Raw genomic sequence first — 24,537 nt, 5'->3', positions numbered from 1 at the left:
CATAAAAAACCCGGCACACGCCGGGTTTTTTATGCCTTAATGCCTGGAGGCGAGGTCTTTAAACGCGCTATCAATAGTCTCAAAGTTAAACTGAAAGCCTTCCTGTAACAAACGCTTGGGGTAAACCCGCTGCCCCTCCAATAACAATTCAGCACCTTCACCCAACATTAGCTTCGGCACAAACTCTGGTAAAGGTATCCATGAAGGGCGATGCAAGGAATGTGCGAAACGCTGCGTAAATTCCAGGTTCTGCACCGCATTAGGTGCGGTGAGATTAAAAGCACCGGAACACTGCTCATGTGACAGTAGAAATTGGATTGCCCTCACTTCATCGGCCATGTGAATCCAGGACATCCATTGTGCTCCAGAGCCTACTCGCCCCCCCATACCCAACAAGAACGGTAAACGCATTTTGGCTAAGGCACCGCCGTGCCCCAAGACGATACCGGTTCGAAGGCTGCAAACTCGAACACCGTGTTCTCGAGCTTTCTCGGCTTCCTCTTCCCAACGATGGCACAGTTCGTGGGTGAAACCTCCGCTCACCGCCCCATCTTCAGCTATAGGCTCATCACCATCATGGCTGCCGTAAAATCCAATAGCGGACGCACTCAATAAAACCTTGGGTTTGCGGTCCAGTCGTTGAATCAGCTCCAGCAAGCTTGATGTGGTATCAATGCGACTGTTGAGAAGTTGGGCCTTGCGCTGTTCGCTCCAGCGCTTCTCTGCGATCCCCTCTCCCGCGAGATTGATCATCGCGTCGATGTGAACCACACCATCAGACTCAAACAACTCGTTCAGGTGGCTGACACAGTTCAGTTGTGTACCGTATAGATGTTGGCAGCGCTCCCGCGAGCGCGTCCAGGCCCACAGTGTATGGCCGTCGGCCAATAGATGGGGAATCAACGCCTGGGCGATAAACCCACTGGCGCCAGTCACAAGAATATTCATGCTTACACGCGCTCCCTGGCCGGTCCTTGTCAGTCTTCCAGACTACGCTACTTCGGCCAATTCAGGAAGCCTCTTCAGTAAGCGTTACAAAAACGTCAAACACCAAGTAGACACTACACCGCCTCGGCGGCCATGGAATCTTTATCGCCCTGCCAACTCACGCAGTTTCTGCCGCGCTGCTTCGAGGCATAAAGTTGAGCATCCGCCAGCTCCAGCAAGGCCTTCCACTCTTGTCCACAGCCTGGCTCGTAACTGCCAATGCCTGCGCTCGCAGTTAGAACACCGTAATCGCTCTCGCAATGTGGCTCGGCCTTCTCCTCCAAGTTTTTCAATACCCGTTCAACAACTTTTGCCGCAACCAGAGGATAGGTTTCTGGCAGCAGGACCAACAACTCTTCACCGCCATAACGATACAATCGATCCGAGCTACGCAAGCTCCCTTGAACCGTATCACTGACCAAACGCAACACTCGATCACCTTCTTGATGCCCATAGTGATCGTTGTACTTCTTAAAGTAATCCACATCGAGCAACACGATAGAATAATAACGTTGATAACGCAGCGCATTATTGTGAGTGTATTGCAAATCCATTTCCATGGCCCGTCGATTGCCGATTCCCAACAAGGAATCTTCCATGGATAAAGTTTGCAGTTCATCCAGCATATTAAAATGAGCATCCAGGATATCGTTTTGGCTGATCAGCCCCATTAAATACCCATCCGGGTCCACTACGGGTAAATCGCGAAGGTTATGAGATTGAGAAATAACAAAGGCTTCTTTCAAAGGCGAGCTGTAATCTACGGTGACAGGCGATGAAGTCATTACCTCTTTAGCCTGCATATCCGCGATGCCTTTACCTCCGAGTTGACTCGTCGCCAGCACCGCCACCAAATCACTTTCGGTAATGATGCCCACAGGTTTATCGTCTTCAATTACAATCAAGCAAGGCGCTACTGCCTCGGTGATGGTTTGTAAAATTTCAGATAGCGAAGCATCAGGTTCGACCGTGATAAAGCCCATCGTCATATGGCTTTGAACACTGGAGTCATTAAATTTCATAGTCGTTTTTTATTGAAAACTCAGTTTCAGCTTCTATTGAAGTTCAGAAGCAGTCCCACGGACCAATCCCTGCCCTATTTCCATTCCAGACTTCTATTCCAATTGTTACCGCCCGGCTAATTTCTGGCGAAGTGTATACACCATACCGATAACACAGTAATGACGAATATTGAAGGTCAGGTAGTTTTGAATTCCACCCTTAAAGTATCGACCAACAGAAAGTGATTGCCAGTTTCTTTTGTCATAAGAAACCAGAAATCCAGACTTCATCCCTAAGCCGTAAAAGCATCGCGTGACAATAGAACCATTATCTCGGCTTCACATATCGAGCCATTGCGATCGTCTCATGAATGGCAATAATTGTCCGGACAACTGACTTAAAGGATAGATCAAAAAGGGAATTTTGCTAAGAGAGTTCGAGCAGTTTCTGACGAATTGATTGGATTATTTAAGACGTATTGTCACCTTAAATACTAGTAGACACGGCAATCATCCTAATAACCCATTCGTTTGTGGGCTTAAAAGCTCACAGCCTGGCGCTCGTTCTAAAAATGCTTCTTTGGCACTGTCGGCCAGACGCTGAATTTGTTTCTCACGATGGCCCTGATAGTTAAAGGGCTCAACTTCTCGCAAGCCCGCCCAACGCAAAACATAATCCATGGCGTCTTGCTGCTCGAACAAACCATGTAAATACGTAGCAATAATCTGGCCGTCCTCAGAACGATAGCCTTCGAGCTGGGAATGACCCGAGCGGTCCAAGGCCTCCAACTCCAGGAAACCGGATGCCAGCGCGGGACCTGAACTGCGGCCCATGTGGATTTCATAACCACTGACTTCACTGTCGGTTCCCGCTATTTTACCTTTGCGGTTCAACAAGGTTTTATCCGGGGTCAATTCTGTTTCCATGTCGATGTAGGCCAAACCATGGCTGCTACCTGCCTTGCCTTCTACAGCCAGAGGATCTCGAATGCATCGCCCGAGCATTTGGTAGCCCCCGCAAATTCCCATCAACTTTCCTTGGTAACGCAGATGGCGGGCGATTTTTTCATCCCACTTTTCTGACATCAAATACGCCAAGTCAGCGCGAACAGACTTGGAACCGGGAATGATGAGCAGATCACAAGCTGGCAATTCATCCGCCAGATCCACAAATTGCAGCTCCACCTGAGGGTGCAAAGCGAGAGGATCAAAATCAGTGTGATTGGAGATTTTCGGCAAGACCAATACCGCAACTCGTAAACACCTTGAAGCACTCGTTAACGTATCTTTGATCTCTATCGCGTCCTCGGCCTCAAGATGAAAGTGGTGAAGGTAAGGCAACACCGCAAGTACCGGCTTGCCGGTCCGTTCTTCCAACCAGTCAAGGCCAGGCTCCAGTAAACCGATGTCCCCGCGAAAACGATTGATAACGAAACCTACCACGCGGCTTTGTTCCGATGGGCTCAGAAGTTCAAGTGTCCCGACCAGATGAGCGAAGACACCGCCTTTATCAATGTCCGCAATGATGATCACCGGGCAATCAACAGCCTCTGCAAACCCCATATTGGCGATATCCCCTTCACGCAAATTAATTTCGGCCGGACTGCCCGCCCCTTCAACCACTACGGCACTGTACTGCGAACTCAAGCGCTCAAAGGAATCCAACACCGCTTGCTTCGCTGTGTTTTTGTAATGGTGATAATCCAGCGCCTGCATATTGCCAATGGCGTGTCCTTGGATGATCACCTGAGCACCAGTATCGCTACTGGGTTTCAACAGAACAGGATTCATATCGGTGTGGGGCGTCAATCTCGCCGCTTCGGCTTGTACCGCCTGCGCACGACCGATTTCACCGCCGTCGTCACTGACCGCACTGTTCAGTGCCATGTTCTGGGGTTTAAACGGAGCGACCTGTTCCCCCATGTCGCTGAAGATCCGGCACAGAGCCGCAACCAGAGTACTCTTCCCTGCGTCAGAAGTGGTGCCCTGAACCATAATGGCATTTGTACGAAAACGATGGAGATCCAGTGTCAATTGTTTACCACTCAATGCCTTTTTGCGCCTTGATGCCCGCCTGAAAGGCATGCTTCACCGCTTTAATTTCGCTGTAGGTGTCGCAGGCATCCTGCAGATACTTCTTGGCACCTCGGCCGGTAATAATCACACTTTGCTGCTCAGGGCGATTGGCGATAGCGTCCAGTACGTCTTGTTTATCCAGCCACTTATAATTAAGGGCGTAAGTCATCTCATCAAATAAAACCAAATGAAGTTCAGGGTTTTGTAACATTGTTTTGGCCTTCGCCCAGACCTGAGCGGCGGCTTGTTTGTCTTTTTCATCATCCTGGGTTTCCCAGGTGAAGCCTGTACCCATGACATGAAATTCAACATCGGGCATGTGCTCAAGCATATTGCGCTCACCGCACTCCCAAGCCCCTTTAATGAATTGCACGACACCTACCTTGTAACCATGACCAAGAGCGCGCAAAGCCGTACCAAAGCCCGAACTGCTCTTGCCCTTGCCATCGCCACTGAGCACAATAAAAACACCCTTGTCTTCCTGGGCTCGAGCAATGCCGGCATCGACAATTTCTTTGCGTTGTTGCATGCGCTCTTTGTGTCGCTGTCGTTTTTCTTCCGTCATGATTTAGCTCTCTTCTCGTTTTCGGCGAACATCGGCCAATTGCTCACAGAGCATTTCCGCGCCCAGCAACAGGCGAGGTGTGTGCCGTTGAATCAAATCCGGCGGCACAAAATACAGTTGGTCTTTTTCCACCGCTTGCATATTCGGCCAGGCTTTCCATTCGTCCAGCCATGGCGGTCGCCTTGCATCAGTGCCACTCGCCACAATAACTTCAGGGTTTCGTCTCAACACCGTTTCAACACTTACTTTAGGGGCAACGGCTAAGGCATCCGCAAAAATATTTTGCCCACCGCAAAGTTTGATCACATCACTTACTACACTTTGATCACTCAGAGTTTGCAAAGGTTGATTCCAGACTTGATAGAATACCGTGACAGGACTTTGTTGATGATAACGTTGGCGAAGCGTGTCTAACTTTTGTTGATATTTTTCTGCCGCAGCAAGCCCTTCAGTATGCCCACTGATTCGAGCCACGTCTTCCATCAGGTTTGCAATATCGGAAAGGCTTTTCGGTTCCGAGCGATATACAGGGAAACCCAACTCTTCCAGCTTACGAAGACTCTTGGCGGGGTTCCCACTGCCCCAGGCTAAAACTAAATCAGGTTGCAAACGAGCAATCGCTTCCACATTGATCGTGGCAAAATTACCGACACGGGGAATGGTTTTCGCGGCCTCGGGAAAATCGCTGTACTCAACCGTGGCAACTATTTTGTCCCCCAAACCCAACTCATAAACAATTTCCACCAAATGAGGGGCCAAGGCCACAATGCGCTCCGCGGGTTTACCCACAGATCCACGTTCGGCGTTCGCAGAAGAAAAGGAATTCATCAGCACCAGCGCGGTAACAAGCCAAACAACTTTTTTCATCGTTTCGAAGCCCTACATTATGATCATGGGTACGTTTTTTTCCGGGTGAGTTGAATAGTGCAATTTCACGCCGTAAACCGATTCCAGCAGACCACCTTCCACGACTTCCCAAGGAGAGCCGTTGGCATACAGCCGCCCATCGTGCATCAGCAATATTCGATCCGCGTATCGGAACGCCAAATTTAAATCGTGCAGCACCATCAGCACAACGGCATTGTCATCCGTACGATGCCGGCAGTAGTCCAAAAGCATTTTCTGATGACTTAGATCGAGGCAATTATTCGGTTCGTCCAAAAGGAGATAGTTGGGCCGGCCTTCTTCCGTTGGCCAGGATTGTGCGAATACTCTGGCTAACTGACAACGCTGTTGCTCACCACCGGAAAGCTGGGTATACACCCGCTTGCGGAGCTCGTAGCAATCGCTGGCCTGCATGGCTTGTTCACAAATGCGTGTGTCCGCCTGGTGCCCGAGAGAAAATGGCATGCGCCCCATCGCCACGACTTGTTCGACCGTAAAAGGAAAGTTGAGCCGACTGTTCTGGGACAACACTGAAACATGTGTGGCCCTCTGTTCCAGACTCATGATCGACAGATGCTCATCATGCAAAACCAATTCACCGTGATCGGGGGAATATTCCCCGGCTAGCAAGCGCAACAAACTGCTTTTACCTGCGCCATTGGGACCAATGATGACCACCAACTCACCCGCGCACGCCGAAAAACTCACAGGCTTCAAAACACGTTGCCCACCCAGGCTCAGTGATATTTCACGAGCTTCCATGCACGCAAAGCGTTGCTCTAATGACGGGAATCGATGTTTCATTCCGACGCACTCACAGTAATTGATTCCGTTTGATACGCAGTAATGCGAGGAAAAACGGCGCCCCCATGATGGCCGTAATCACCCCCACCGGTAACTCAGATGGTGCAAAGAGAGTACGCGCCAACGTATCGGCCATTAACAACAATAGTGCACCACCCAACGCCGAAGCCAGCAAGAGGTATCGGTGATCCGGGCCAATGATCAAACGCATTATATGAGGAACCAGCAGCCCCACAAAACCAATGGTGCCAGACGTGGCCACCGCCAAACCGACCCCGGCTGCGATAGCAATAATGACGTGAATTTTCAGTCTCTGAACATTCACCCCGAGATGTCGGGCTTCGGATTCGCCCAGCAATAAAGCATTGAGTTTCATTGCCTGACGTTGCAACACCACAAGAAGCAACACCAACACCAGGGCCAAACCCATTCGTTGTTCGGCACTGCTGCCAGCCAGGCTCCCCATTTGCCACAGGCTGATTCGGCGAAGCTGAGCATTGCTCGAGGCAAATTCGCTGAAACTGCTCACCGCTGCGGCAAACGCGGTAACAGCAATACCCGCTAATAACATCATGGCAACCGAGGTACCGTTTTCATTATTCGCCAGGCGATAGACCAGGACACTGGCCAGCATGCCTCCCAGAAACGCCGCCACCGCGATGACAGCCACCGACGCCACTTCGGCAAACAAGACATAGAAAAACACGATACAAAGACTCGCGCCCATGGCCGCGCCAGCACTGACCCCAATCAGACTGGGGTCTGCAAGCGGGTTGCGGAACAAGCCTTGGCTGGCCGTACCACATACGGCCAGGCAAGCTCCCACAAGCAAGGCCAGAATGACTCGCGGCAGACGAATGTCGCGGATAATTTGCTGTTCAATGTTTTCGGCTTGCCCCAGCAGAGCCACAAAAGCATCGTTCAGCGACGACAGTTCAGTGCCAAGACAAAGCGCCAACAACACCGCTGGCAGCAGGGAACTGGCCAATATCGCAATCAGTCTATGCGGTGACTTTGCTGACATAACCCCTCCTGCCTGTACGCTGAATTAAAAACTCAATTTTAACCCAGCGTAAGCCGCAGCCCCACTCGTGTTATAGCTGGGAACCTCTTGATAGTCTTCATCCAAAGCGTTCTCAACGCGTACATAGACGTCCAACTGCTCTGTCGCTGCCCAACGTAATGAAGCATCGAGAACTTGATAATCTTCAATTTCGACAAAGCTGTCTCGCTGACCAGCAACATGGCGAAAATTAGCCGACAGCTGCAGGCGAGCATTCACAAATTCGTAGTTTCCACCCAGGTTAAACAACACTCGCGGACGACGAAGGCGTTGCTCACGCTGACCATTGGAATCAGGAATGGTTTCGGTATCGTTGTACGTCGCATTGCTGTACAACTCAAAGTTTTCGCTCAAATTCTGCCGAAAGCTCAACTCGACACCTTGGGAGTTGCTGTCACCATTCTCCTGCAGATAACCACTGAAGGCCTGTAAATCAAAGAAAATCTCGTCATCAACTTTCTGGTCAAAATACACCAGTTCAAATTGAGCGCCGTTTTCCAAAAACAGCTGCGCACCAATATCAAAACTGCGCGTATTTTCTTCTCTCAAGTTCACGGCCAAAATGGAGTCGGGTGCGAAAGGACGGCGATTGTATGCCAATTCCGACAAACTCGGTGCGCGGAAACCTGTTCCCCAGGTGGACTTCAACTTCAGTTCGCCTAATGCGGTCGGAATGAAATAGGCGATCCCCAAGCGGTAGCTGTTGTGCTCACCGAAATCTTCATTGTCGTCGTAACGGACACCAGCATTAATGAACAATTGTTCCTGGGCCTGCCATTGCCAATCGATGAAAACCGCGTCCTGATCACGTTCGTTGTTGTTCAATTGATCGGTCTGGGTTTCACGCTCAACACCAAATACCAAGGTGTGTGCCTTATGATCCCAAGCACCTAAATATTGTAAGGTTTCGATATCCCCTTTCGCCTGAAAGCCGAAAGCGGTAATGTTTTCACGCTCAGTTTCGCTGTTGCTGTACGCCAGTTCATGTTGCCAATGATCACTCTTCTTGCTAACAGCAATACGGCCGGAGCGTTGCTCATAATCTGAGAAATTAACATGGTCACTGCTGGCACTGAAGCCATCGTAGCCTGCACGGCTGTCGACATCACGCAGGGTTGCCGCCACGCGCCAACCATCACCGAAATTCAATCCGGCATGAATGTGGGCCGTGGTATTCTCATAGCCGTCCAGTTCACCGGTTGCATCAATGGTGCGAGCATTAAAACCATCGGTGTCCTGTCGAGAAATGGATGCGCTGATATCACCGGCGTCTTCTCTATAAGACAGATTCGCCGCCCAGTTTTGGGAACGGTAGCGACCGGCCTCGGCACTCAAGCCACCGTGCAGCCCCTCGCGCTGAGGTAGAGTACTGATGCGAACAACACCACCTGCATCCGCGCCATATACCAAACCCTGTGCACCACGCAGAATTTCAACGCGCTGAATACCGGCACTGTTGATCTGTTGAATCTGGGGGCCAACCTGGGTTCCTGTAGGATCGGCAACATCAATACCATCGATGTACACCTTACTGCGATAGCCTTCTTCACCGCGAATACGCAAGGCGGATACCTTACCTGGGCCACCAGAATTACTGACGTTGATGGCGGTTTCACTGCGCAGAACATCCATCAGGCTGGCCTGACCACGACGTTCAATTTGTTCGGAAGTAATGATACTGACTGCTGCAGACTGCTGTCGCAGAGGCATCTCAATGCGGTTGCCAACCACCACTATTTCTTCAATTTTGGATTCTGCTGTCGCGTTGGTACTTACGCCAATGGCCAGGGCCAACAGAGACTTGGCTGCAAGCTGATTTGAATTTTTCACTATGGTTCCTCAATCAAGATAACAGACTGAGGGAGGGACGGGTGCGCACAAGACCACGGAGCTGGATTTTAATTTGCCCCAAGACTTGCCACTCACCGATAAAGCCCTCCGCTTCATCGTTTATAACGGTCTGCGAAGGCCGGTATCGGGCTTAGCGGTTTACACCGTTTCACCGTTGCGGGGGCAGCGTTGGAATTGCCATAGCTATGGCTCACCAGACTTCCCGTTTAACCTGCCCAAACTCGAAAGGTTGGCAGGCACCTGTGCAGGGGGCGCACCTTACTCGGGCGCCCTATAAAGGTCAAGTATTATACAAACTTCCACTTAGCTCGTTTTACGCTGAGCTTATATTGAATCGACGACAGCTTCGGTCAAAATGGGTAAGGCACATCAGCTCAAAAAGTAGCGATAAGCTTCGCTGTCGGTTTCTTCCTGGTAACGATATTCCAGGCTGTCTAACAAGCTCAGCAATTCCTTATTGTCTTCCTTGGGCACTTGCATACCCACCAGAACCCGACCATAGGCGGCACCGTGGTTCCGGTAATGGAACAAGGAAATATTCCAACGACTGGCCGTTTTACTGAGAAAGTTGTCCATTGCTCCCGGGCGCTCTGGGAACTCAAAACTGAAGAGGCGCTCATTGTCTACCTGAGGTGCATGCCCACCCACCATATGACGAACGTGTAATTTGGCCACCTCATTATCGGTCATGTCACACACCTCGTAGCCTTTTTCACGCAGTTCAGCCACCAGCTCGTGACGCCCTTGGTCATCTGGGACCTGCACCCCGACCAGTACATGAGCTTGTTCATGTGAGCCATATCGGTAGTTGAATTCCGTAATGCCACGACGACCAATCGCCTTGCTCAGTTTACGGAAAGCCCCGGCTTTTTCCGGTAATGTGACCGTTAACATGGCCTCGCGTTTTTCACCGATCTCCGTACGTTCTGAAATGTAACGCAAACGATCAAAGTTGGTGTTGGCACCACTGGCAATAGCAATAACCGTTTTATTTTCCCAACCCTGTTCCGCGACATGTTTTTTCAGGCCTGCTAGCGACAAAGCTCCCGCCGGTTCGGCAATAGAACGGGTATCTTCAAAAATATCCTTGATGGCCGCACACATTTCATCAGCATTCGCGGTAATAACACCGTCAACCGAATCTTTTAGGACACGGTAGGTTTCCTTACCGATTTGAGCCACCGCCACGCCGTCGGCAAATATACCGACCTCAGGCAACGTAGCTCGTCGACCTTTGTCCATCGCCAATTTTAAACAGGCAGCATCTTCTGGTTCGACAGCATACACTTTGATGTCCGGACGCACGTATTTAATATAAGCAGCCATGCCGGCACACAAGCCACCACCGCCAACGGGAATGTAAATCGCATCGATCTTGCCCGGATGCTGGCGCAAAATTTCCATGGCGACCGTTCCCTGACCGGCGATGACATCGGGGTCATCAAACGGGTGAATATAGGTGAGGCCCTGCTCTTCAACCAGCTTATTGGCATGCGCGGCAGCATCGTCATAGGCATCACCATGCAATACCACTTTGGCGCCTCGACGACGAACAGCGTCCACTTTAATGGCCGGGGTCGTCTTTGGCATAACAATAATAGCCTTCACGCCTAAGGCCTTTGCGCTCAATGCCAGGCCTTGTGCGTGGTTGCCTGCTGACGCGGCGATCACTCCACGGGATTTTTCTTCATCGCTCAGCAGGCGCAGTTTGTTATAAGCGCCTCGAATTTTGAATGAGAACACCGGCTGCAGATCTTCTCGCTTAATCAACACATCGTTATTAATTCGAGCTGAGATCAGTGGCGCTTCGTCCAATTGGGTTTCACGGGCCACATCATAAATGCGGGCATCTAATATTCTTTTTACGTAACTCTCTGGCATAGTGCTCGACAACTGATCAAAAAATAGCTAATAATAGATCGTAGAGTATAAAACAAGGGAGCCTTTGGCGTAAGTCGCCAAAGCAGCATCTGAGCCTCAACAGCAATATTTTTGGGCCAGAGCGTAGTGCTTGATGGACATTCGCTCATAATAAGGGTGCAAGCATTGAACCGCGGGACGCTAATACCGCCCGGAAATGAAGATTTTTTCAAATCTAATCCTCTAGGCTTGTCGCAGGACGCACTCGACACCATTGTCGATGGACCGGTTGGTATTTGGATATTTCAAACCAGCCCCGCCTGTCTTTTTGTGAATGAAAATGCCAAACGCCTGCTGCACCTCGATCAAGAGGCAAATTTCTACACGGATAATCCCCCGAACTGCCTACGCCATCTGCTGACACATCCAGAAAAGACCGGGCTACAAGAATGCCCCGAAAGCGATATTCTGAGCTATCTCGTCAGTCAACAAACGTCCATATACCTCGGTTTGTTCCTGCGCAGCCAGCAAAACACCGATTCACTACCACAGAGTAAAGATCGGGAACTGTTGAAGCTGATATTGCAGGTGCCCCATCTCGCGGTTCAAGGTTACGACCAGGCTGGCAAGCTTATTTATTGGAACGAATCCAGCTGCGAGTTATACGGCTACAGTGTGTCCCAAGCCATCGGCAAAAGCATGGAAGAGCTGTTGATCCCACAACATTATCGCGGCAACTTTTCCACCGTTTTCCAACGGTGGATCGCAAATACCGGAGTATCCCCCAGCCGCAACTGCATACGAATGAACCGACTCGGTCAGCAAATTCGTGTGCAGACCACTCAAATTGTTTTGGCAAATGTACAAGGCGATATTGAGCTGTACTGCCTTGACCACAGTGATGACAATACGCGTTTGCAGCAACAGAAATTACACAAGCTGGAGTACTACGATCAACTGACTCAATTGCCCAATCGACAACTTATGCAAGCCCTTCTACAGCAAAGCCTGAAGATTGGCCAACAGATGAACTTGCGCACGGCCGTCATGTTTATCGGTATTGATAAATTCAAACTGGTCAACAGTGAGTTTGGGCATGAAGTGGGTGATCTGATCCTGAAACAGGTGGCTGATCGCATTCTCACGATTACCAGCTCCCAGGATTTAAAATCCCGATTTGGCGGAGATGTGTATGTATTGTCCTTTAATCTTTCGAAGGACAATGAACAAAGCTCAGCTATTGCGCGCCGCTTACTCGCGGCCATTTCGAAAGAGCTGCGACTCAAAAAGGGCCCCGAACGAATCAGCGCCAGTATCGGCATCGCTTTGTCACCCGAAGACGGCCAAGATGCATCCACATTGTTGCAACACGGTGACGCTGCCCTGTCACAGGCCAAAACCAGCGGCGGGGGTTGCATTGCCTACTACGATTCAGAACTCAGCCGCAGCAATCACCGGGTTCACTTCATTGCTAATGATCTGGAGCGGGCCCTGCAAGCCGGGGAGCTGCACTTGATTTTTCACCCCCAATTCCGCCTCGATTCCGTTGAGCTCTGCGGTGGTGAATCATTGATCCGTTGGCGACATGAACAACTGGGTGACATTTCGCCCGCAGAATTTATTCCAATACTGGAAAAACAAAAAGGCATGTTGGTCCTGGATTTCTGGGTGACCACTCAAGTTCTGAAAACCATACAGCGCTACTTGGACTCAGGCGTTAAATCGCCCAGAATTTTTGTTAACCTGTCCGCGGATACAATCAATCACCGAAGCTTCCAGCAGAACGTTCAACGTACCATGGCAAAGTATCAAGTGCCCTATCATGCGGTGGGCATTGAGCTGACGGAACACACCCTGATTCACAACGAACCCCAGGCGGTGACGAATCTGCAATGGTGTCAGAAACAGGGCATTAAAATCGCACTGGATGATTTTGGCACCGGCTTCTCGTCACTGAGTTACCTCGCCAAGCTCCCAATTGATATTATAAAAATAGATCGCTCATTTATCAGTTCTATTGAAAAAAAGCATAACCGTGAACTGGTAAAAACCATTATTGCTATTGCACGCAGTTTATCGATGGAAGTGATCTGTGAGGGCGTCCAAACCAGACGACAAGAAGTGTTTTTGCGCAAGCACGGTTGCGAGATGGTCCAGGGCCACTACTACAGTAGGGCCCTGGACAGCGAACAATGGCTAGATTTGATTGAAAAAAGTGGAGCCTAAACTACTTCGCCTGACTGTTCATATAATCCACTGTCAACGTACTCAACACCTTCACGCCCACCTTCAATGCCGACTCATCCAAATCAAACTTGGGCGAGTGGTTATATGCAGCGCCGGGTTTTCCCGCACCCAAACCAATAAACAAACCAGGGATCTGCTGCTGAAAATAAGAGAAGTCTTCCGCCGCGGTAATAGGTTTGATTTCCATGACTTTACCCGGAGACACACGCTCCAGAGTCGGTAGCATTTGTCGGGTCAACTCCGGGTCATTAAAAGTTACCGGGTAACCCGGCACAATGTTGAGATCGGCCGTCGCGCCGGACGCCTCAGAAATATTCTCCACAGTGCGGTGCAAATTTTTGTGCAGGGTCTCGCGCATCTGAACATCATAGGTACGAATGGTGCCTTCCATGTCCACCTTATCAGGGATGATATTGTTGCGAACACCACCATGAATGGAACCTACCGACACAACCGCAGGGGCTTCGGTGATCGGCAACTGGCGAGCTGGAATCAATTGAATCGCCGTGACGACCTGACCAGCCGTGGTAATGGGGTCAACACCTGACCAAGGTGCTGAGCCGTGCGTTTGTTTGCCCTGAATCGTCAATTCAAAACGATCCTGTGCGGCCATAAAACCTTCCGCACGATAAGCCAGACTGCCGGCCGGGAAAGGGAAGATGTGCAGGCCGAAGATCACTTCAGGAGCGTATTTGCCTTTTAACACCCCTTCTTCAACCATTTGTTTGGCGCCCCAAGTCTCGATTCCTTCCATGCCTTCTTCTGCGGGCTGGAAAATAAACTTAACCGTGCCCGGCAACTCTTCTCGGTGTTTAGCCAACAGCTCGGCCACCCCCATCAAAATGGACATATGACCATCGTGGCCACAGGCGTGCATAACGCCAACCTCTTTTCCTTTGAACTGGCCTTTCGCCTTTGAAGCAAACGGTAAGCCCGTTTCTTCTGTCACCGGCAGAGCGTCCATATCAGAGCGCAGAGCGACGACCGGGCCAGGCTTGCCGCCAACCAGCACACCGACAACACCTGTTTTCGCGACGCCTTCCTGAACCTCGTCAAACCCCAGTGCCTTCAAATGCTTTGCAATATAAGCCGCTGTCTTGTGCTCTTGATTTGAAAGTTCAGGGTGTTGATGCAAATGGCGACGCCATTGGATAACCTTGGACTCCAAAGCCTTGGCATCGGCATCAATGGTCTCCAGGTCCAGTGCGGCCTGTGCTGGCACGATACCGCCCAGTACCAAAGATGACACCATGGCCGACAAGGCCAATTTGTTCATCAGTTTACCCTTATTCATTCGCTCGCTCCTTAATCCAGTATTGCAATCGCCGCTTAGCCTAGCACGGTGTTTCAAAAAGCACACCCGTTCGGCCAAGATACCCAGCGTCAGAACTGGAGGGCTCAGAGCCTAAGGCGTATAATGAGCGGCTTTTCAAGCATCTGCCCCAGACGAGATATTCATGAACCAAGATCAGTTGAAGCAAGCTGTCGCCAAAGCTGCCGTTGACTACATCCGCCCGAAACTTGAAGCCTATTCCATAGTGGGTGTGGGCACAGGCTCAACGGCAAATTTCTTTATTGATTACCTGGCTGAAATCAAAGGTGACTTTCAAGGTGCCGTAGCCAGTTCAGAAGCGACCGCTGAACGCTTAAAGGGGCATGGTATTCCAGTATTCGACCTCAATGAAGTCGACAGTCTGGTGGTGTACGTTGACGGCGCGGATGAAAGCAACCCGGACCTGGCCTTGATCAAAGGTGGCGGTGCTGCATTGACTCGGGAAAAAATCGTTGCAGCAGTTGCCGATGAATTTGTGTGTATTGCGGATAGCAGTAAATGGGTAGACTGCCTGGGTCAATTCCCACTCCCTGTCGAAGTAATTCCTATGGCTCGTTCTTACGTGGCACGCGAACTGGTGAAATTGGGCGGAGACCCGGTTTATCGTCAGGGTGTGCTCACTGACAATGGGAATGTCATTCTCGATGTGCACAATATGAACATCGAGCAGCCTTCTGAAATGGAACGCGCCATTAATGGCGTCGTTGGTGTTGTCACCAACGGATTGTTTGCCGAGCGCTCCGCCGATGTCTTACTCCTTGGGAGCGCAGACGGCGTGAAGGAAATTCACAAAACTGCGTGAACTATTCAAATAAAAAAGGCGCTCATGTCGAGCGCCTTTTTTGTCATCACAGCGATTGCCAATGAACCTGCTGCTCGCCATTGCTCTCGAGAGTTTGTTCCACCCATTGACGATATTCAGCATCAATAACGTTGCGTCGCATCTTCATAGTCGGAGTCAGTAGTTCACTTTCAATTGTCCATTCTTCGGCCACAATAAACACATTATTAATGCACTCATGGGGTGGCAGCTCGGCATTAATCGCCGCAAGCTCTTCGGCAATTGTCGCTTCAAGTCCGGCTTTATCATTGGCACTAACCCCTTCAGCTAAACCTGCCAACAAGACAGGCTGATCCAAGCCATGACCAATAATGCACATTTGTCCAAAGACTTTGGTGTTGCCAAAGCGGGTTTCCAGCGTCGTTGGTTTGACGAATTTACCTTTTGACGTTTTGAAAACTTCACTCAAACGGCCTGTGACATAGAGGTTGCCATTGTCATCGATGTAACCAGTATCACCCGTGTGGTAATAACCATCACGTAATACTTCAGCGGTTTTCTCGGGCTCAAGATAATACCCTTTCATCAATGCGCCACTCTTGAATAGAATCTCGTTGCCTTCACCGATTTTCACTTCATTGTCAGAATAAGGTTTGCCCACGGACCCTGGAATGGGCTTATCACGGCAGATACAACCGTAAATGAAATTCTCCGTCATTCCGTAACCGTCCATCAACGGCAAGCCCAAATTCACGTACCACTCCTGCAGATCAACTGGCGTCGGCGCCGAACCGGTAATGCACTTGCGCGCCTGATCCAAACCCAAACCGGCAATCACCTTGCGTTTTATGATCTTGCCTAAAAACGGAATATTGAACAGAATTTTTTGTTTATGAGGTGGCATTTTCGCATCCACCCCTTCCTTGAATTTTTTCCAGAGTCTCGGCACAGAAAAGAAAATAGTGGGTTTGACGCGATTAAGGTCTCGTACAAAGGTTTCCAGACCTTCACCGAAGTGCACGACTGCGCCACTGTAGATACTCAACATGCTCACAATGATACGTTCGGCGGCATGAGACAGCGGCAGGTAAGAGAAAAAGCGATCGTTGGCGTTATATTTTTCTTCAGCAATCATGCGTGGCACGGTGAAGGCTACCGAGGCATAGGTATGCATGACGCCCTTGGGGTTTCCAGTCGTCCCTGAGGTGTACATGATAGTGAATAGTTTATCCAACCCAAATTCCGGATTGCCTTCCAAGGGCTTCAGATTGGCAAAAATTTCGGCCGTCGAATCGTCAACGGGCAAGCCATTACCCCAGATACCAATTCGACGAACCCCATCCGGAATTGAACCATCAAGTGCGTCCGGGTTATCGGTTGCACCGATAAAAATCGCTTTTGTTTCACTGTGCTCCATACAATAGCGCATTGAGCTTTCAGGTTGGCCGGGATACAGAGGCACACTCACCAAACCCGCCAGCATAATGCCCATATCCACCATTAACCATTCGGCACAATTTTTCGCGTGTATCGCAACGCGATCACCGTCCTCAAGACCCAACTGTTTCAAATAACTGGCGATTTTGCGGGCATGCTGACCGAAGGATTGCCAACTGTAATCCACCCATTCACCGTTTAGCGATTGACGCAGATAAAGCTGATTGGGGCTGTTTCCTTCCCGGGCATACAGCTGGTGGAGTGGAGTCGTCTCTTCAAACATCGCGCTGGTCATGAAATAGCCTTATTGTTGTGTCGTTGTTGTAGGTTTCCCGCACACTTGGAGTGACGGCTTCTTATTCTGGCCGGAAGGACGCAAAACCGGCTCATGTTATTGCATTGAGCTTATGCAATTTTACACAGCGGCCCAATGACGATTACTGACAATAAAATTGATACCCTTATGCCCAACGAGTTCCGTCGTCGAATTCATCTCAGCCTGTGCTAGTATACGCCCATGAAAACAAAACCCGGCATCCATATCGATTTACTTCAGTCCTGGCTTGACGGCCCGCGTCGCCAGGGTGTGGATGTCGACCATATCATGGCCGAGCTGGGCATCAGTTTGGATGCCTTGCCCGATGACGGTTTACACCTGCATAAGGACGAATTCAGCAAACTCGTCAAAGCGACCTGGGCCATTATGGACGACGAAGCCGCCGGCTTTCTGTCGCGACCTTTACGCCAAGGTTACTTCGCTCTGCAGTGTCATGCCACCATCACCTGCCCAAATTTGCGCCGGGTGTTGCTGCGCAGCATTCGCCATGCCCGGGTTTGCAACGATGAGATGGGCTTCTCGTTGAGTGAACAGGGCGAAGAAGCCACGCTGGGCTTCAGTTTCAGTAACCCCCACGATCTCGACCCGGAATGGTTCATCGTCTCCATGATGATTATCTGGATTCGCTGGACCAGCTGGATGATCGACCGCCCTATACTATTGGAACGCATCAATTTTAGCTTCCCGGCCCCGTCGTACGCCGACGAATTCCAGGACATGTTTGCTTGCCGAAGCTATTTTAATCAACCTGAAAACAGTGTCGTGTTCAGCCGTCGTTTTCTGGAACGCCCGGTGGCTCAGGACCCGCAAACACTGAGTGAATTCCTCGCCAACGCGCCTGAGTGTCTGCTAACTCGCTACAAAAGTGATAACAGTCTGACCGCCAGAATTCGCGGTATGCTGCAATCCAGCGATTGTGTGGAAAACCTGCCCTTTGAGGTCGTCGCGGATCGCTTGCATATGACCACCCAAACCCTGCGCCGTCGTTTGAAAGAGGAAGGCAATGCGTACCAGGAAATCAAGGACGCCGTAAGACGGGACACCGCCACCTATCATTTGGCTCGCCTGAATACTCCGATCAATGACATCGCCGCCATCATGGGCTTTTCCGAGCCCAGCGCCTTTAATCGCGCCTTCAAAAAATGGACCGGCCTGACACCCGGCGCCTACCGCGAGTCCTGCCGTTAAACGCCCTATTGAATGGCAGCTCAACAACAGCAAGCACTCACCTCTTTCTCACCTGGACTGCGCTGACAGTCACTCGACAAGCTGACATTTTCTCCCATCGGCTTGAAACCTTTGGTCATTGTTCTCCCTCGCGTTTGGCCTAAGCTGTATAACACATTGGCGCAAGCGCCCTATTCCAATCCAGAACACCAAAAAGAGATAAGCTCATGAGCAATGAAGCCTTTATTTTTGATGCCATTCGTACTCCGCGTGGCCGCGGCAAGGCAACTGGCAGCCTACACGAAGTCAAACCAGTGACCTTACTGGTGCAGTTGTTACAGGCGCTGCAGGAGCGCAACGGCTTCGACAGCAAAGATGTCGACGATATTGTTATGGGTTGTGTGTCGGCGGTGGGCGATCAGGGTGCCGACATTGCTAAAACCGCCGCGCTGGCGGCGGGCTGGAATGATGATGTCGCCGGCGTGACCTTGAACCGCTTTTGCGCTTCAGGCCTTGAAGCCGTAAATACCGCCGCTCAAAAAGTGCGCTCAGGCTTCGAACACTTGATTGTAGCCGGTGGTGTCGAATCCATGTCCCGCGTGCCTATGGGCAGCGACGGAGGTGCCTGGGCCGCAGACCCGGAAACCAATATGTTCACCGGCTTTATGCCCCAGGGTATTGGTGCCGATCTGATTGCGACCATCGACGGCTACAGCCGGACTGACGTCGACACATTCGCTGCGGAATCCCATCGCAAAGCCGCTGCAGCTTGGGAACGCAGAGCCTTTGATAAATCCATCATTCCTGTGAAAGATCAAAATGGCCTCACCATTTTGGATCGTGATGAGTTTATTCGACCAGAAACTACCGTTGAAACACTGTCTGGCCTGAACCCATCCTTTGCGGGCATTGGTGAAATGGGTTTCGACGGCGTTGCCCGTGAAAAATATCACGACATCGAGCAGATCAATCACGTTCATGGCCCGGGTAACTCTTCCGGTATTGTGGACGGCGCCGCCGCTATGTTGATTGGCAGCCAGGAGATGGCAGACAAATACAACATGAAACCTCGTGCCAAAATCATTTCCACAGCGGTTGTAGGTACGGACCCAACCATCATGCTCACTGGCCCGGGACCCGCTGCGAAAAAAGCCCTGAAAATTGCAGGCCTGGACGCTAAAGATCTGGATCTGGTAGAAATCAATGAAGCCTTCGCCTCCGTAGCACTGCGCCTAATCAAAGATCTTGATTTGGACGAAAGTATCGTCAACGTAAATGGCGGCGCCATTGCGATGGGCCACCCCTTAGGGGCAACCGGTGCCATGATTCTGGGCACGCTGCTGGATGAGCTGGAAGCTCGAGACTTGAAACGCGGCCTCGCCTGCCTGTGTGTCGGCGGCGGTATGGGTATCGCCACCATTATCGAGCGCGTGTAAGCCAACATCCAGATTAGCAAGCTGTAAGAAACAGCCAAGAGAGAAAGATTATGAGCTCAGTACAATTTGAAAAAGACAGTGACAATATTGTTCACATGATTTTGGACCGTAAAGACGGTTCCGCAAACGTGATGGACGCGGCATTCCAGGCCGACTTTTTTGAATTCATTCAGAAGTTGGAAGCCGAAGAAAACTGGGACGGTGTAATTGTCCGTTCCAAGAAAAAAACCTTCTTCGCCGGTGGTGACCTGACGTCCTTGATTCAGGTTCAGCCTAGCGATGCTCAGCAGTTTTTCGACGAGGTCGAAGCGCTGAAAAAAGCCATGCGTAAACTGGAGACCATGGGCAAGCCGGTTGTAGCTTGTATCAACGGTGCAGCCTTAGGTGGCGGCTGGGAAATCGCGCTGTCCTGTCACCATCGTATCGCCTTGTCCAAAGGTGTCATGCTAGGCTTGCCCGAAGTAACACTGGGCTTGCTTCCTGGCGGTGGCGGTGTCATTCGAATGACCCGCTTATTGGGCTTGCAAGGCGCGATGCCTTACTTGTTGGAAGGCAAACAGTTCAAACCTCAAAAAGGCCAAGAGCTGGGTTTGATTCACGACATCGTGGACACACCTGAGGAAATGCTGAGCAAAGCCAAAGCCTTTATTAAAGCTAACCCAGAAAGCGCACAACCCTACGATGTAAAAGGATACAAAGTGCCTGGCGGCAAGCCAAGTAGCCCCGCATTGGCACAAATGCTGCCGATTGCGCCGGCCATGCTGCGCAGCCAGACCAAAGGCGTTTTACCCGCACCCGAGGCGATCATGTGTACCATGGTGGAAGGTCTGCAAGTCGATTTCGACACTGCTACCCGCATCGAAACCCGTTACTTCACTACGTTGACCACCGGCCAGATCAGTAAAAACATGATCGGCACATTCTGGTTCCAGCTCAATGAGATTAAAGCGGGCCGAGGTCGCCCGGACGGTTTTGAACAGAAGCCCGTTAAGAAAGTTGGCATTCTGGGTGCCGGCATGATGGGCGCAGGCATCGCTTATTCTTCAGCGATCAAAGGCATTGAAGTGGTTTTGAAAGATGTCAGCCAGGAAAACGCTGAAAAAGGCAAAGCCTATTCAGAAACCTTGTTAAACAAAAAAGTCAGCCGCGGTCGCATGAGCGAAGAAAAACGTGACGGTATTTTATCCCTGATTACCGCTACCGCGAACGCCGAGGATTTACAGGGTTGCGACCTGATCATCGAAGCGGTATTCGAAGAACGTGGTCTGAAAGCGACCGTGACCCAAGAAGCTGAAGCTCAGATTGGCAGCGATGCCGTTTTCGCATCGAACACCTCCACCTTGCCTATCACTGGGCTGGCCGAAGCGTCCAAGCGCCCTGAACAGTTTATCGGCCTGCACTTCTTCTCACCCGTCGATAAAATGCCTTTGGTTGAAATTATCTGCGGTGAAAAAACCAATGACGAGACTCTGGCACGTGCCTACGACTATGTTCAGCAGATTGCCAAAACACCCATCGTTGTAAACGATAGCCGAGGCTTTTTCACCTCCCGTGTATTCGGCACATTCACTCAAGAAGGTATCGCCATGGTCGGCGAAGGTGTCAGTCCGGTGTCCATTGAAAACGCCGCGTTCCTGTCTGGTTACCCGGTAGGGCCTCTGGCCGTTATGGATGAAGTGACCCTGACTCTGTCGGCTAAAGTCCGCAAACAAACCATTAGCGATATGGAAGCGGCGGGAGAAAGCTATACTGCTCACCCTGCTGACGCCGTTGCGGACTCCATGCTGGAACAGGATCGTGCAGGCAAATCAACCGGCGGCGGTTTTTATGACTATCCTGAAGGCGGCAAGAAGACACTGTGGTCCGGCCTGGAACAGTACTACAAAGCCGACGCCCAAATTCCATTGCAGGACATTAAAGATCGCATGCTTTATATCGAAGCCGTGGAAACGGCGCGTTGCTATGAAGAGAATGTTCTCACCAGCGTACGTGATGCAAATATTGGTTCCATCATGGGTATTGGCTATCCCGTGTGGACAGGTGGCGTACTGCAATTTATTAATCAAACTGGTTTGAAAACGTTTGTGAACCGCGCTCAGGAGTTGGCAGAAAAATACGGCGAGCGATTCACGCCACCCGCCTACCTGGTCGACATGGCTGAAAAAGGTGAGCATTTCCAAGACCGTTAATCCGCGCTCTGTCACAGACAATGGCCAGTGTTCTGGCCATTGTCGTTTCAAACTTGCTACAAATCCGTTACAACGAGAAGATCATGATCCCAAGAACTGTATATGAACCCGAGCACGAGCTGTTTCGTGAAAGCGTCCGTAAATTTTTAGAAGTCGAAGCCGCCCCCTACCACGCGCAGTGGGAAAAAGATGGGCAAGTAGACCGCGCCCTGTGGAACAAAGCTGGCGAGCAAGGCTTCCTGGCCCCCACCATTCCGGAAGAATACGGCGGTGTAGGCGTAGATTTTCGCTACAACGCTATCGTCGATGAAGAAGTATCCCGAGCCGGCTTATCCGGAATTGGCTGGGGCTTGCACTCTGATATCGGCGTACCGTACATTTTGAATTATGGCAGCGAAGAACTGAAACAAAAATACATGCCCAAATGCGTAAGCGGTGACATTGTTACCGCCATTGCGATGACGGAGCCCGGAGCAGGGTCCGACTTACAAGGCGTAAAAACCAGCGCCGTTCTCGATGGCGATGAGTGGGTGATAAATGGCTCCAAAACATTTATCACCAATGGCCAACACGCTGACCTGGTGATTGTCGTTGCTAAAACGGATCCAGAAGCCGGCGCTAAAGGCACTAGTCTGATTTTGGTCGAAGCAGGAACCCCCGGGTTTGAAAAAGGCACGAACCTTGAAAAAATCGGAATGAAAGCCCAGGACACCTCCGAATTATTTTTCCAGGATGTTCGCGTTCCTAAAGGGAATCTGCTCGGAGAAGAAGGCATGGGCTTTATCTACCTCATGCAGGAATTGCCCCAAGAGCGCTTGTCTGTCGGCGTGAATGCCATTGCCAGTGCCCGTTCTATTCTCGATCAGACGGTTGAATACGTGAAAGAGCGTAAAGCCTTCGGCCGCTCCGTGGCCACGTTCCAAAACACCCAGTTCAAGCTGGCGGAACTCGATACCGAAATCACCTCCGCTCAAGTGTTTGTCGACCGTTGTTTGGAATTGCACGTGGAAGGCAAATTGGATGTACCCACAGCGGCAAAACTGAAACTGCTGTCCACGGATTTACAATGCAAAGTTATTGATGAGTGTTTGCAGTTACACGGTGGCTATGGCTATATGTGGGAATACCCAGTGGCCCGCGCCTACGCAGACGCTCGCATTCAGAAAATCTACGCGGGCACGAATGAAATCATGAAGTTGATTATTGGCCGAACACTACTCGGCTAATTAATTTCCTTTGATTGCAGCAGGCGGTGCTTTCGCACAGCCTGCACCTCTAACAATAAACATCCAATACACGACTCGGATTCAGGAGCTTCCCATGAGCGGTCCATTAAGTGGATTAAAAATTCTCGATTTTTCGACTCTTTTACCCGGGCCCTATGCCACTCAATTGTTAGCCGATATGGGGGCCGAGGTATTGCGTATTGAATCTCCCACTCGCCCGGATTTATTGCGCTTTGCACCGCCGATGGTCGGAGACATTTCAGCGGGTCACGGCAGCATTAACCGAAACAAGCAATGCATTGCCCTGGATCTGAAACAAGCGGCATCAATCGAAATTGTGCAAAAGCTCTTGCAGGAATACGACATCGTTCTGGAACAATTTCGTCCCGGGGTTATGCAACGATTGGGGCTTGACTACCCAACCTTGAGTGCCGACAAGCCGGAGCTGATTTATTGCTCTATTACTGGCTATGGGCAAACCGGCCCACTGAAAGATCGCGCCGGCCATGATATCAACTATCTTGCCCTGGCAGGGCTTGCAAGCTATAGCGGCCGTAAGGAAACCGGTCCGATTCTTTCCGGCACACAGATTGCCGACATTGCAGGTGGCACTCACCACGCGGTGATGGGCATTCTGGCTGCGGTTATTGAACGCAGCCGTACAGGAAAAGGCCAACACATTGACATCAGCATGAGCGACGCTGCATTGGCTCTAAGCACTACTGCAGGGGCGGCTCATCTTGCGGGCGACAAGGCTCCGGAACTTTCCGGCACAATGCTCAACGGAGGCATATTCTATGACTTCTATGAGACCGAAGATGGCCGTCATTTATCAGTTGGCAGCCTGGAACCCCAGTTTTGCAAACAGCTGTGTGAAGCCATGGGGCAGCCTGAGTGGTTCGAGCGAGCGATGAACTATAGTCCTGATGTACAAGCGGAGCTCAAACGAGATTTGATTGTGGCCTTCAAACAAAAGAGCTTTGCCGAATGGAGCGATATTTTTGCCAGGCTGGATGCCTGTGTTGAACCCGTGCTAAGCCTGGACGAAACCGAACAACACCCGCATTTTCAAGAACGCGGTATGTATGTCGAAGTAGACACTGCCGATGGACAGCGTCTGCGCCAGGTCGCAAGCCCCATTCGATTCAGCGCGTCACAAACCGAATACCGAAACGCCGGTCTGCCTATTGGGGCAAACACCGATGAGGTACTCGAAAAACTGGGTTACGACACCGAGCATCTTACCCAGTTGAGGGCCTCGGGCGCTATCGCCTAACGCCTTTCGCAGGCCT

General features: G+C 50.8%; 18 protein-coding genes and 1 riboswitch. Of the genes, 7 read left to right on the top strand and 11 right to left on the bottom strand.

Features of this window, described 5'->3' with window-relative positions; genetic code table 11:
• Nucleotides 1–36: 36 nt before the first annotated feature.
• The 9 genes from ABWW03_RS06180 to ilvA form a co-directional block, all read right to left on the bottom strand.
• Nucleotides 37–948, bottom strand: a complete 912-nt coding sequence (locus ABWW03_RS06180) for a TIGR01777 family oxidoreductase (RefSeq protein WP_353407037.1) — start codon at nucleotides 946–948, stop codon at nucleotides 37–39.
• A gap of 113 nt (nucleotides 949–1,061) precedes the next feature.
• Nucleotides 1,062–2,009 (bottom strand): GGDEF domain-containing protein, encoded by a 948-nt coding sequence (locus ABWW03_RS06175; RefSeq protein WP_353407035.1) that lies wholly within the window; start codon nucleotides 2,007–2,009, stop codon nucleotides 1,062–1,064.
• A gap of 489 nt (nucleotides 2,010–2,498) precedes the next feature.
• Nucleotides 2,499–3,983, bottom strand: coding sequence for a cobyric acid synthase (locus ABWW03_RS06170; protein ID WP_353407136.1), 1,485 nt, complete (start codon nucleotides 3,981–3,983; stop codon nucleotides 2,499–2,501).
• Between the two features lie 43 nt (nucleotides 3,984–4,026).
• Entirely contained in the window at nucleotides 4,027–4,629 is a 603-nt protein-coding gene (gene cobO / locus ABWW03_RS06165; RefSeq protein WP_353407034.1) for a cob(I)yrinic acid a,c-diamide adenosyltransferase, read from the bottom strand.
• A 3-nt stretch (nucleotides 4,630–4,632) separates the two neighbouring features.
• A complete protein-coding gene (locus ABWW03_RS06160) occupies nucleotides 4,633–5,496 on the bottom strand; it encodes a cobalamin-binding protein (RefSeq protein WP_353407033.1) in 864 nt (287 codons plus the stop codon).
• 12 nt (nucleotides 5,497–5,508) lie between these two features.
• Nucleotides 5,509–6,318, bottom strand: coding sequence for a heme ABC transporter ATP-binding protein (locus tag ABWW03_RS06155; RefSeq protein WP_353407032.1), 810 nt, complete (start codon nucleotides 6,316–6,318; stop codon nucleotides 5,509–5,511).
• Nucleotides 6,319–6,328: 10 nt separating this feature from the next.
• Complete coding sequence (locus ABWW03_RS06150; protein ID WP_353407031.1) at nucleotides 6,329–7,342, bottom strand: FecCD family ABC transporter permease; 1,014 nt, start codon at nucleotides 7,340–7,342, stop codon at nucleotides 6,329–6,331.
• A 24-nt stretch (nucleotides 7,343–7,366) separates the two neighbouring features.
• Nucleotides 7,367–9,211 (bottom strand): TonB-dependent receptor plug domain-containing protein, encoded by a 1,845-nt coding sequence (locus ABWW03_RS06145; RefSeq protein ID WP_353407030.1) that lies wholly within the window; start codon nucleotides 9,209–9,211, stop codon nucleotides 7,367–7,369.
• 120 nt (nucleotides 9,212–9,331) lie between these two features.
• Nucleotides 9,332–9,491, bottom strand: a riboswitch (cobalamin riboswitch).
• A gap of 110 nt (nucleotides 9,492–9,601) precedes the next feature.
• Nucleotides 9,602–11,113, bottom strand: a complete 1,512-nt coding sequence (gene ilvA, locus ABWW03_RS06140; RefSeq protein ID WP_353407029.1) for a threonine ammonia-lyase, biosynthetic — start codon at nucleotides 11,111–11,113, stop codon at nucleotides 9,602–9,604.
• Nucleotides 11,114–11,341: 228 nt separating this feature from the next.
• Between ilvA and ABWW03_RS06135 the strand changes: the two genes are divergently transcribed.
• Nucleotides 11,342–13,318 (top strand): sensor domain-containing protein, encoded by a 1,977-nt coding sequence (locus tag ABWW03_RS06135; protein ID WP_353407028.1) that lies wholly within the window; start codon nucleotides 11,342–11,344, stop codon nucleotides 13,316–13,318.
• Nucleotide 13,319: 1 nt separating this feature from the next.
• On the opposite strand, the gene ABWW03_RS06130 is transcribed toward ABWW03_RS06135, so the two are convergent.
• Nucleotides 13,320–14,633: an amidohydrolase gene (locus tag ABWW03_RS06130; protein WP_353407027.1), complete on the bottom strand. Its 1,314-nt coding sequence runs from the start codon at nucleotides 14,631–14,633 to the stop codon at nucleotides 13,320–13,322.
• Nucleotides 14,634–14,796: 163 nt separating this feature from the next.
• Here ABWW03_RS06130 and rpiA point away from each other — a divergent pair, with 163 nt between their 5' ends.
• Nucleotides 14,797–15,474, top strand: coding sequence for a ribose-5-phosphate isomerase RpiA (gene rpiA / locus ABWW03_RS06125; RefSeq protein WP_353407026.1), 678 nt, complete (start codon nucleotides 14,797–14,799; stop codon nucleotides 15,472–15,474).
• A gap of 46 nt (nucleotides 15,475–15,520) precedes the next feature.
• On the opposite strand, the gene ABWW03_RS06120 is transcribed toward rpiA, so the two are convergent.
• On the bottom strand, nucleotides 15,521–17,185 hold the full coding sequence (locus tag ABWW03_RS06120) for an AMP-binding protein (protein WP_353407025.1): 1,665 nt from the start codon (nucleotides 17,183–17,185) through the stop codon (nucleotides 15,521–15,523).
• A 222-nt stretch (nucleotides 17,186–17,407) separates the two neighbouring features.
• Between ABWW03_RS06120 and ABWW03_RS06115 the strand changes: the two genes are divergently transcribed.
• From ABWW03_RS06115 to ABWW03_RS06095, 5 genes are all read left to right on the top strand, one after another.
• Nucleotides 17,408–18,415 (top strand): AraC family transcriptional regulator, encoded by a 1,008-nt coding sequence (locus tag ABWW03_RS06115; RefSeq protein ID WP_353407024.1) that lies wholly within the window; start codon nucleotides 17,408–17,410, stop codon nucleotides 18,413–18,415.
• Between the two features lie 206 nt (nucleotides 18,416–18,621).
• Complete coding sequence (locus ABWW03_RS06110; protein ID WP_353407023.1) at nucleotides 18,622–19,830, top strand: acetyl-CoA C-acetyltransferase; 1,209 nt, start codon at nucleotides 18,622–18,624, stop codon at nucleotides 19,828–19,830.
• Between the two features lie 50 nt (nucleotides 19,831–19,880).
• Nucleotides 19,881–22,019, top strand: coding sequence for a 3-hydroxyacyl-CoA dehydrogenase NAD-binding domain-containing protein (locus ABWW03_RS06105; protein ID WP_353407021.1), 2,139 nt, complete (start codon nucleotides 19,881–19,883; stop codon nucleotides 22,017–22,019).
• An 83-nt stretch (nucleotides 22,020–22,102) separates the two neighbouring features.
• Entirely contained in the window at nucleotides 22,103–23,245 is a 1,143-nt protein-coding gene (locus tag ABWW03_RS06100) for an acyl-CoA dehydrogenase family protein (RefSeq protein WP_353407019.1), read from the top strand.
• Between the two features lie 94 nt (nucleotides 23,246–23,339).
• Complete coding sequence (locus ABWW03_RS06095) at nucleotides 23,340–24,521, top strand: CaiB/BaiF CoA transferase family protein (protein ID WP_353407017.1); 1,182 nt, start codon at nucleotides 23,340–23,342, stop codon at nucleotides 24,519–24,521.
• Nucleotides 24,522–24,537 lie beyond the last annotated feature (16 nt).

The organism is Pseudoteredinibacter isoporae (genome assembly GCF_040372805.1).
In the GTDB taxonomy this organism is placed as follows: domain Bacteria; phylum Pseudomonadota; class Gammaproteobacteria; order Pseudomonadales; family Cellvibrionaceae; genus Pseudoteredinibacter; species Pseudoteredinibacter isoporae_A.
The sequence above is the reverse complement of the archived record's forward strand: the minus strand, read 5'-3'. Positions and strand labels throughout refer to the sequence as shown.

Coding starts and splice junctions, on each gene's coding strand:
- ABWW03_RS06130 (WP_353407027.1), bottom strand. CDS start 14,633: ATGAATAAGGGTAAACTGATGAACAAATTGGCCTTGTCGGCCATGGTG.
- ABWW03_RS06105 (WP_353407021.1), top strand. CDS start 19,881: ATGAGCTCAGTACAATTTGAAAAAGACAGTGACAATATTGTTCACATG.
- ABWW03_RS06175 (WP_353407035.1), bottom strand. CDS start 2,009: ATGAAATTTAATGACTCCAGTGTTCAAAGCCATATGACGATGGGCTTT.
- ABWW03_RS06120 (WP_353407025.1), bottom strand. CDS start 17,185: ATGACCAGCGCGATGTTTGAAGAGACGACTCCACTCCACCAGCTGTAT.
- ilvA (WP_353407029.1), bottom strand. CDS start 11,113: ATGCCAGAGAGTTACGTAAAAAGAATATTAGATGCCCGCATTTATGAT.
- ABWW03_RS06150 (WP_353407031.1), bottom strand. CDS start 7,342: ATGTCAGCAAAGTCACCGCATAGACTGATTGCGATATTGGCCAGTTCC.
- ABWW03_RS06110 (WP_353407023.1), top strand. CDS start 18,622: ATGAGCAATGAAGCCTTTATTTTTGATGCCATTCGTACTCCGCGTGGC.
- rpiA (WP_353407026.1), top strand. CDS start 14,797: ATGAACCAAGATCAGTTGAAGCAAGCTGTCGCCAAAGCTGCCGTTGAC.
- ABWW03_RS06155 (WP_353407032.1), bottom strand. CDS start 6,318: ATGAAACATCGATTCCCGTCATTAGAGCAACGCTTTGCGTGCATGGAA.
- ABWW03_RS06115 (WP_353407024.1), top strand. CDS start 17,408: ATGAAAACAAAACCCGGCATCCATATCGATTTACTTCAGTCCTGGCTT.
- ABWW03_RS06100 (WP_353407019.1), top strand. CDS start 22,103: ATGATCCCAAGAACTGTATATGAACCCGAGCACGAGCTGTTTCGTGAA.
- cobO (WP_353407034.1), bottom strand. CDS start 4,629: ATGACGGAAGAAAAACGACAGCGACACAAAGAGCGCATGCAACAACGC.
- ABWW03_RS06095 (WP_353407017.1), top strand. CDS start 23,340: ATGAGCGGTCCATTAAGTGGATTAAAAATTCTCGATTTTTCGACTCTT.
- ABWW03_RS06170 (WP_353407136.1), bottom strand. CDS start 3,983: ATGGTTCAGGGCACCACTTCTGACGCAGGGAAGAGTACTCTGGTTGCG.
- ABWW03_RS06160 (WP_353407033.1), bottom strand. CDS start 5,496: ATGAAAAAAGTTGTTTGGCTTGTTACCGCGCTGGTGCTGATGAATTCC.
- ABWW03_RS06180 (WP_353407037.1), bottom strand. CDS start 948: ATGAATATTCTTGTGACTGGCGCCAGTGGGTTTATCGCCCAGGCGTTG.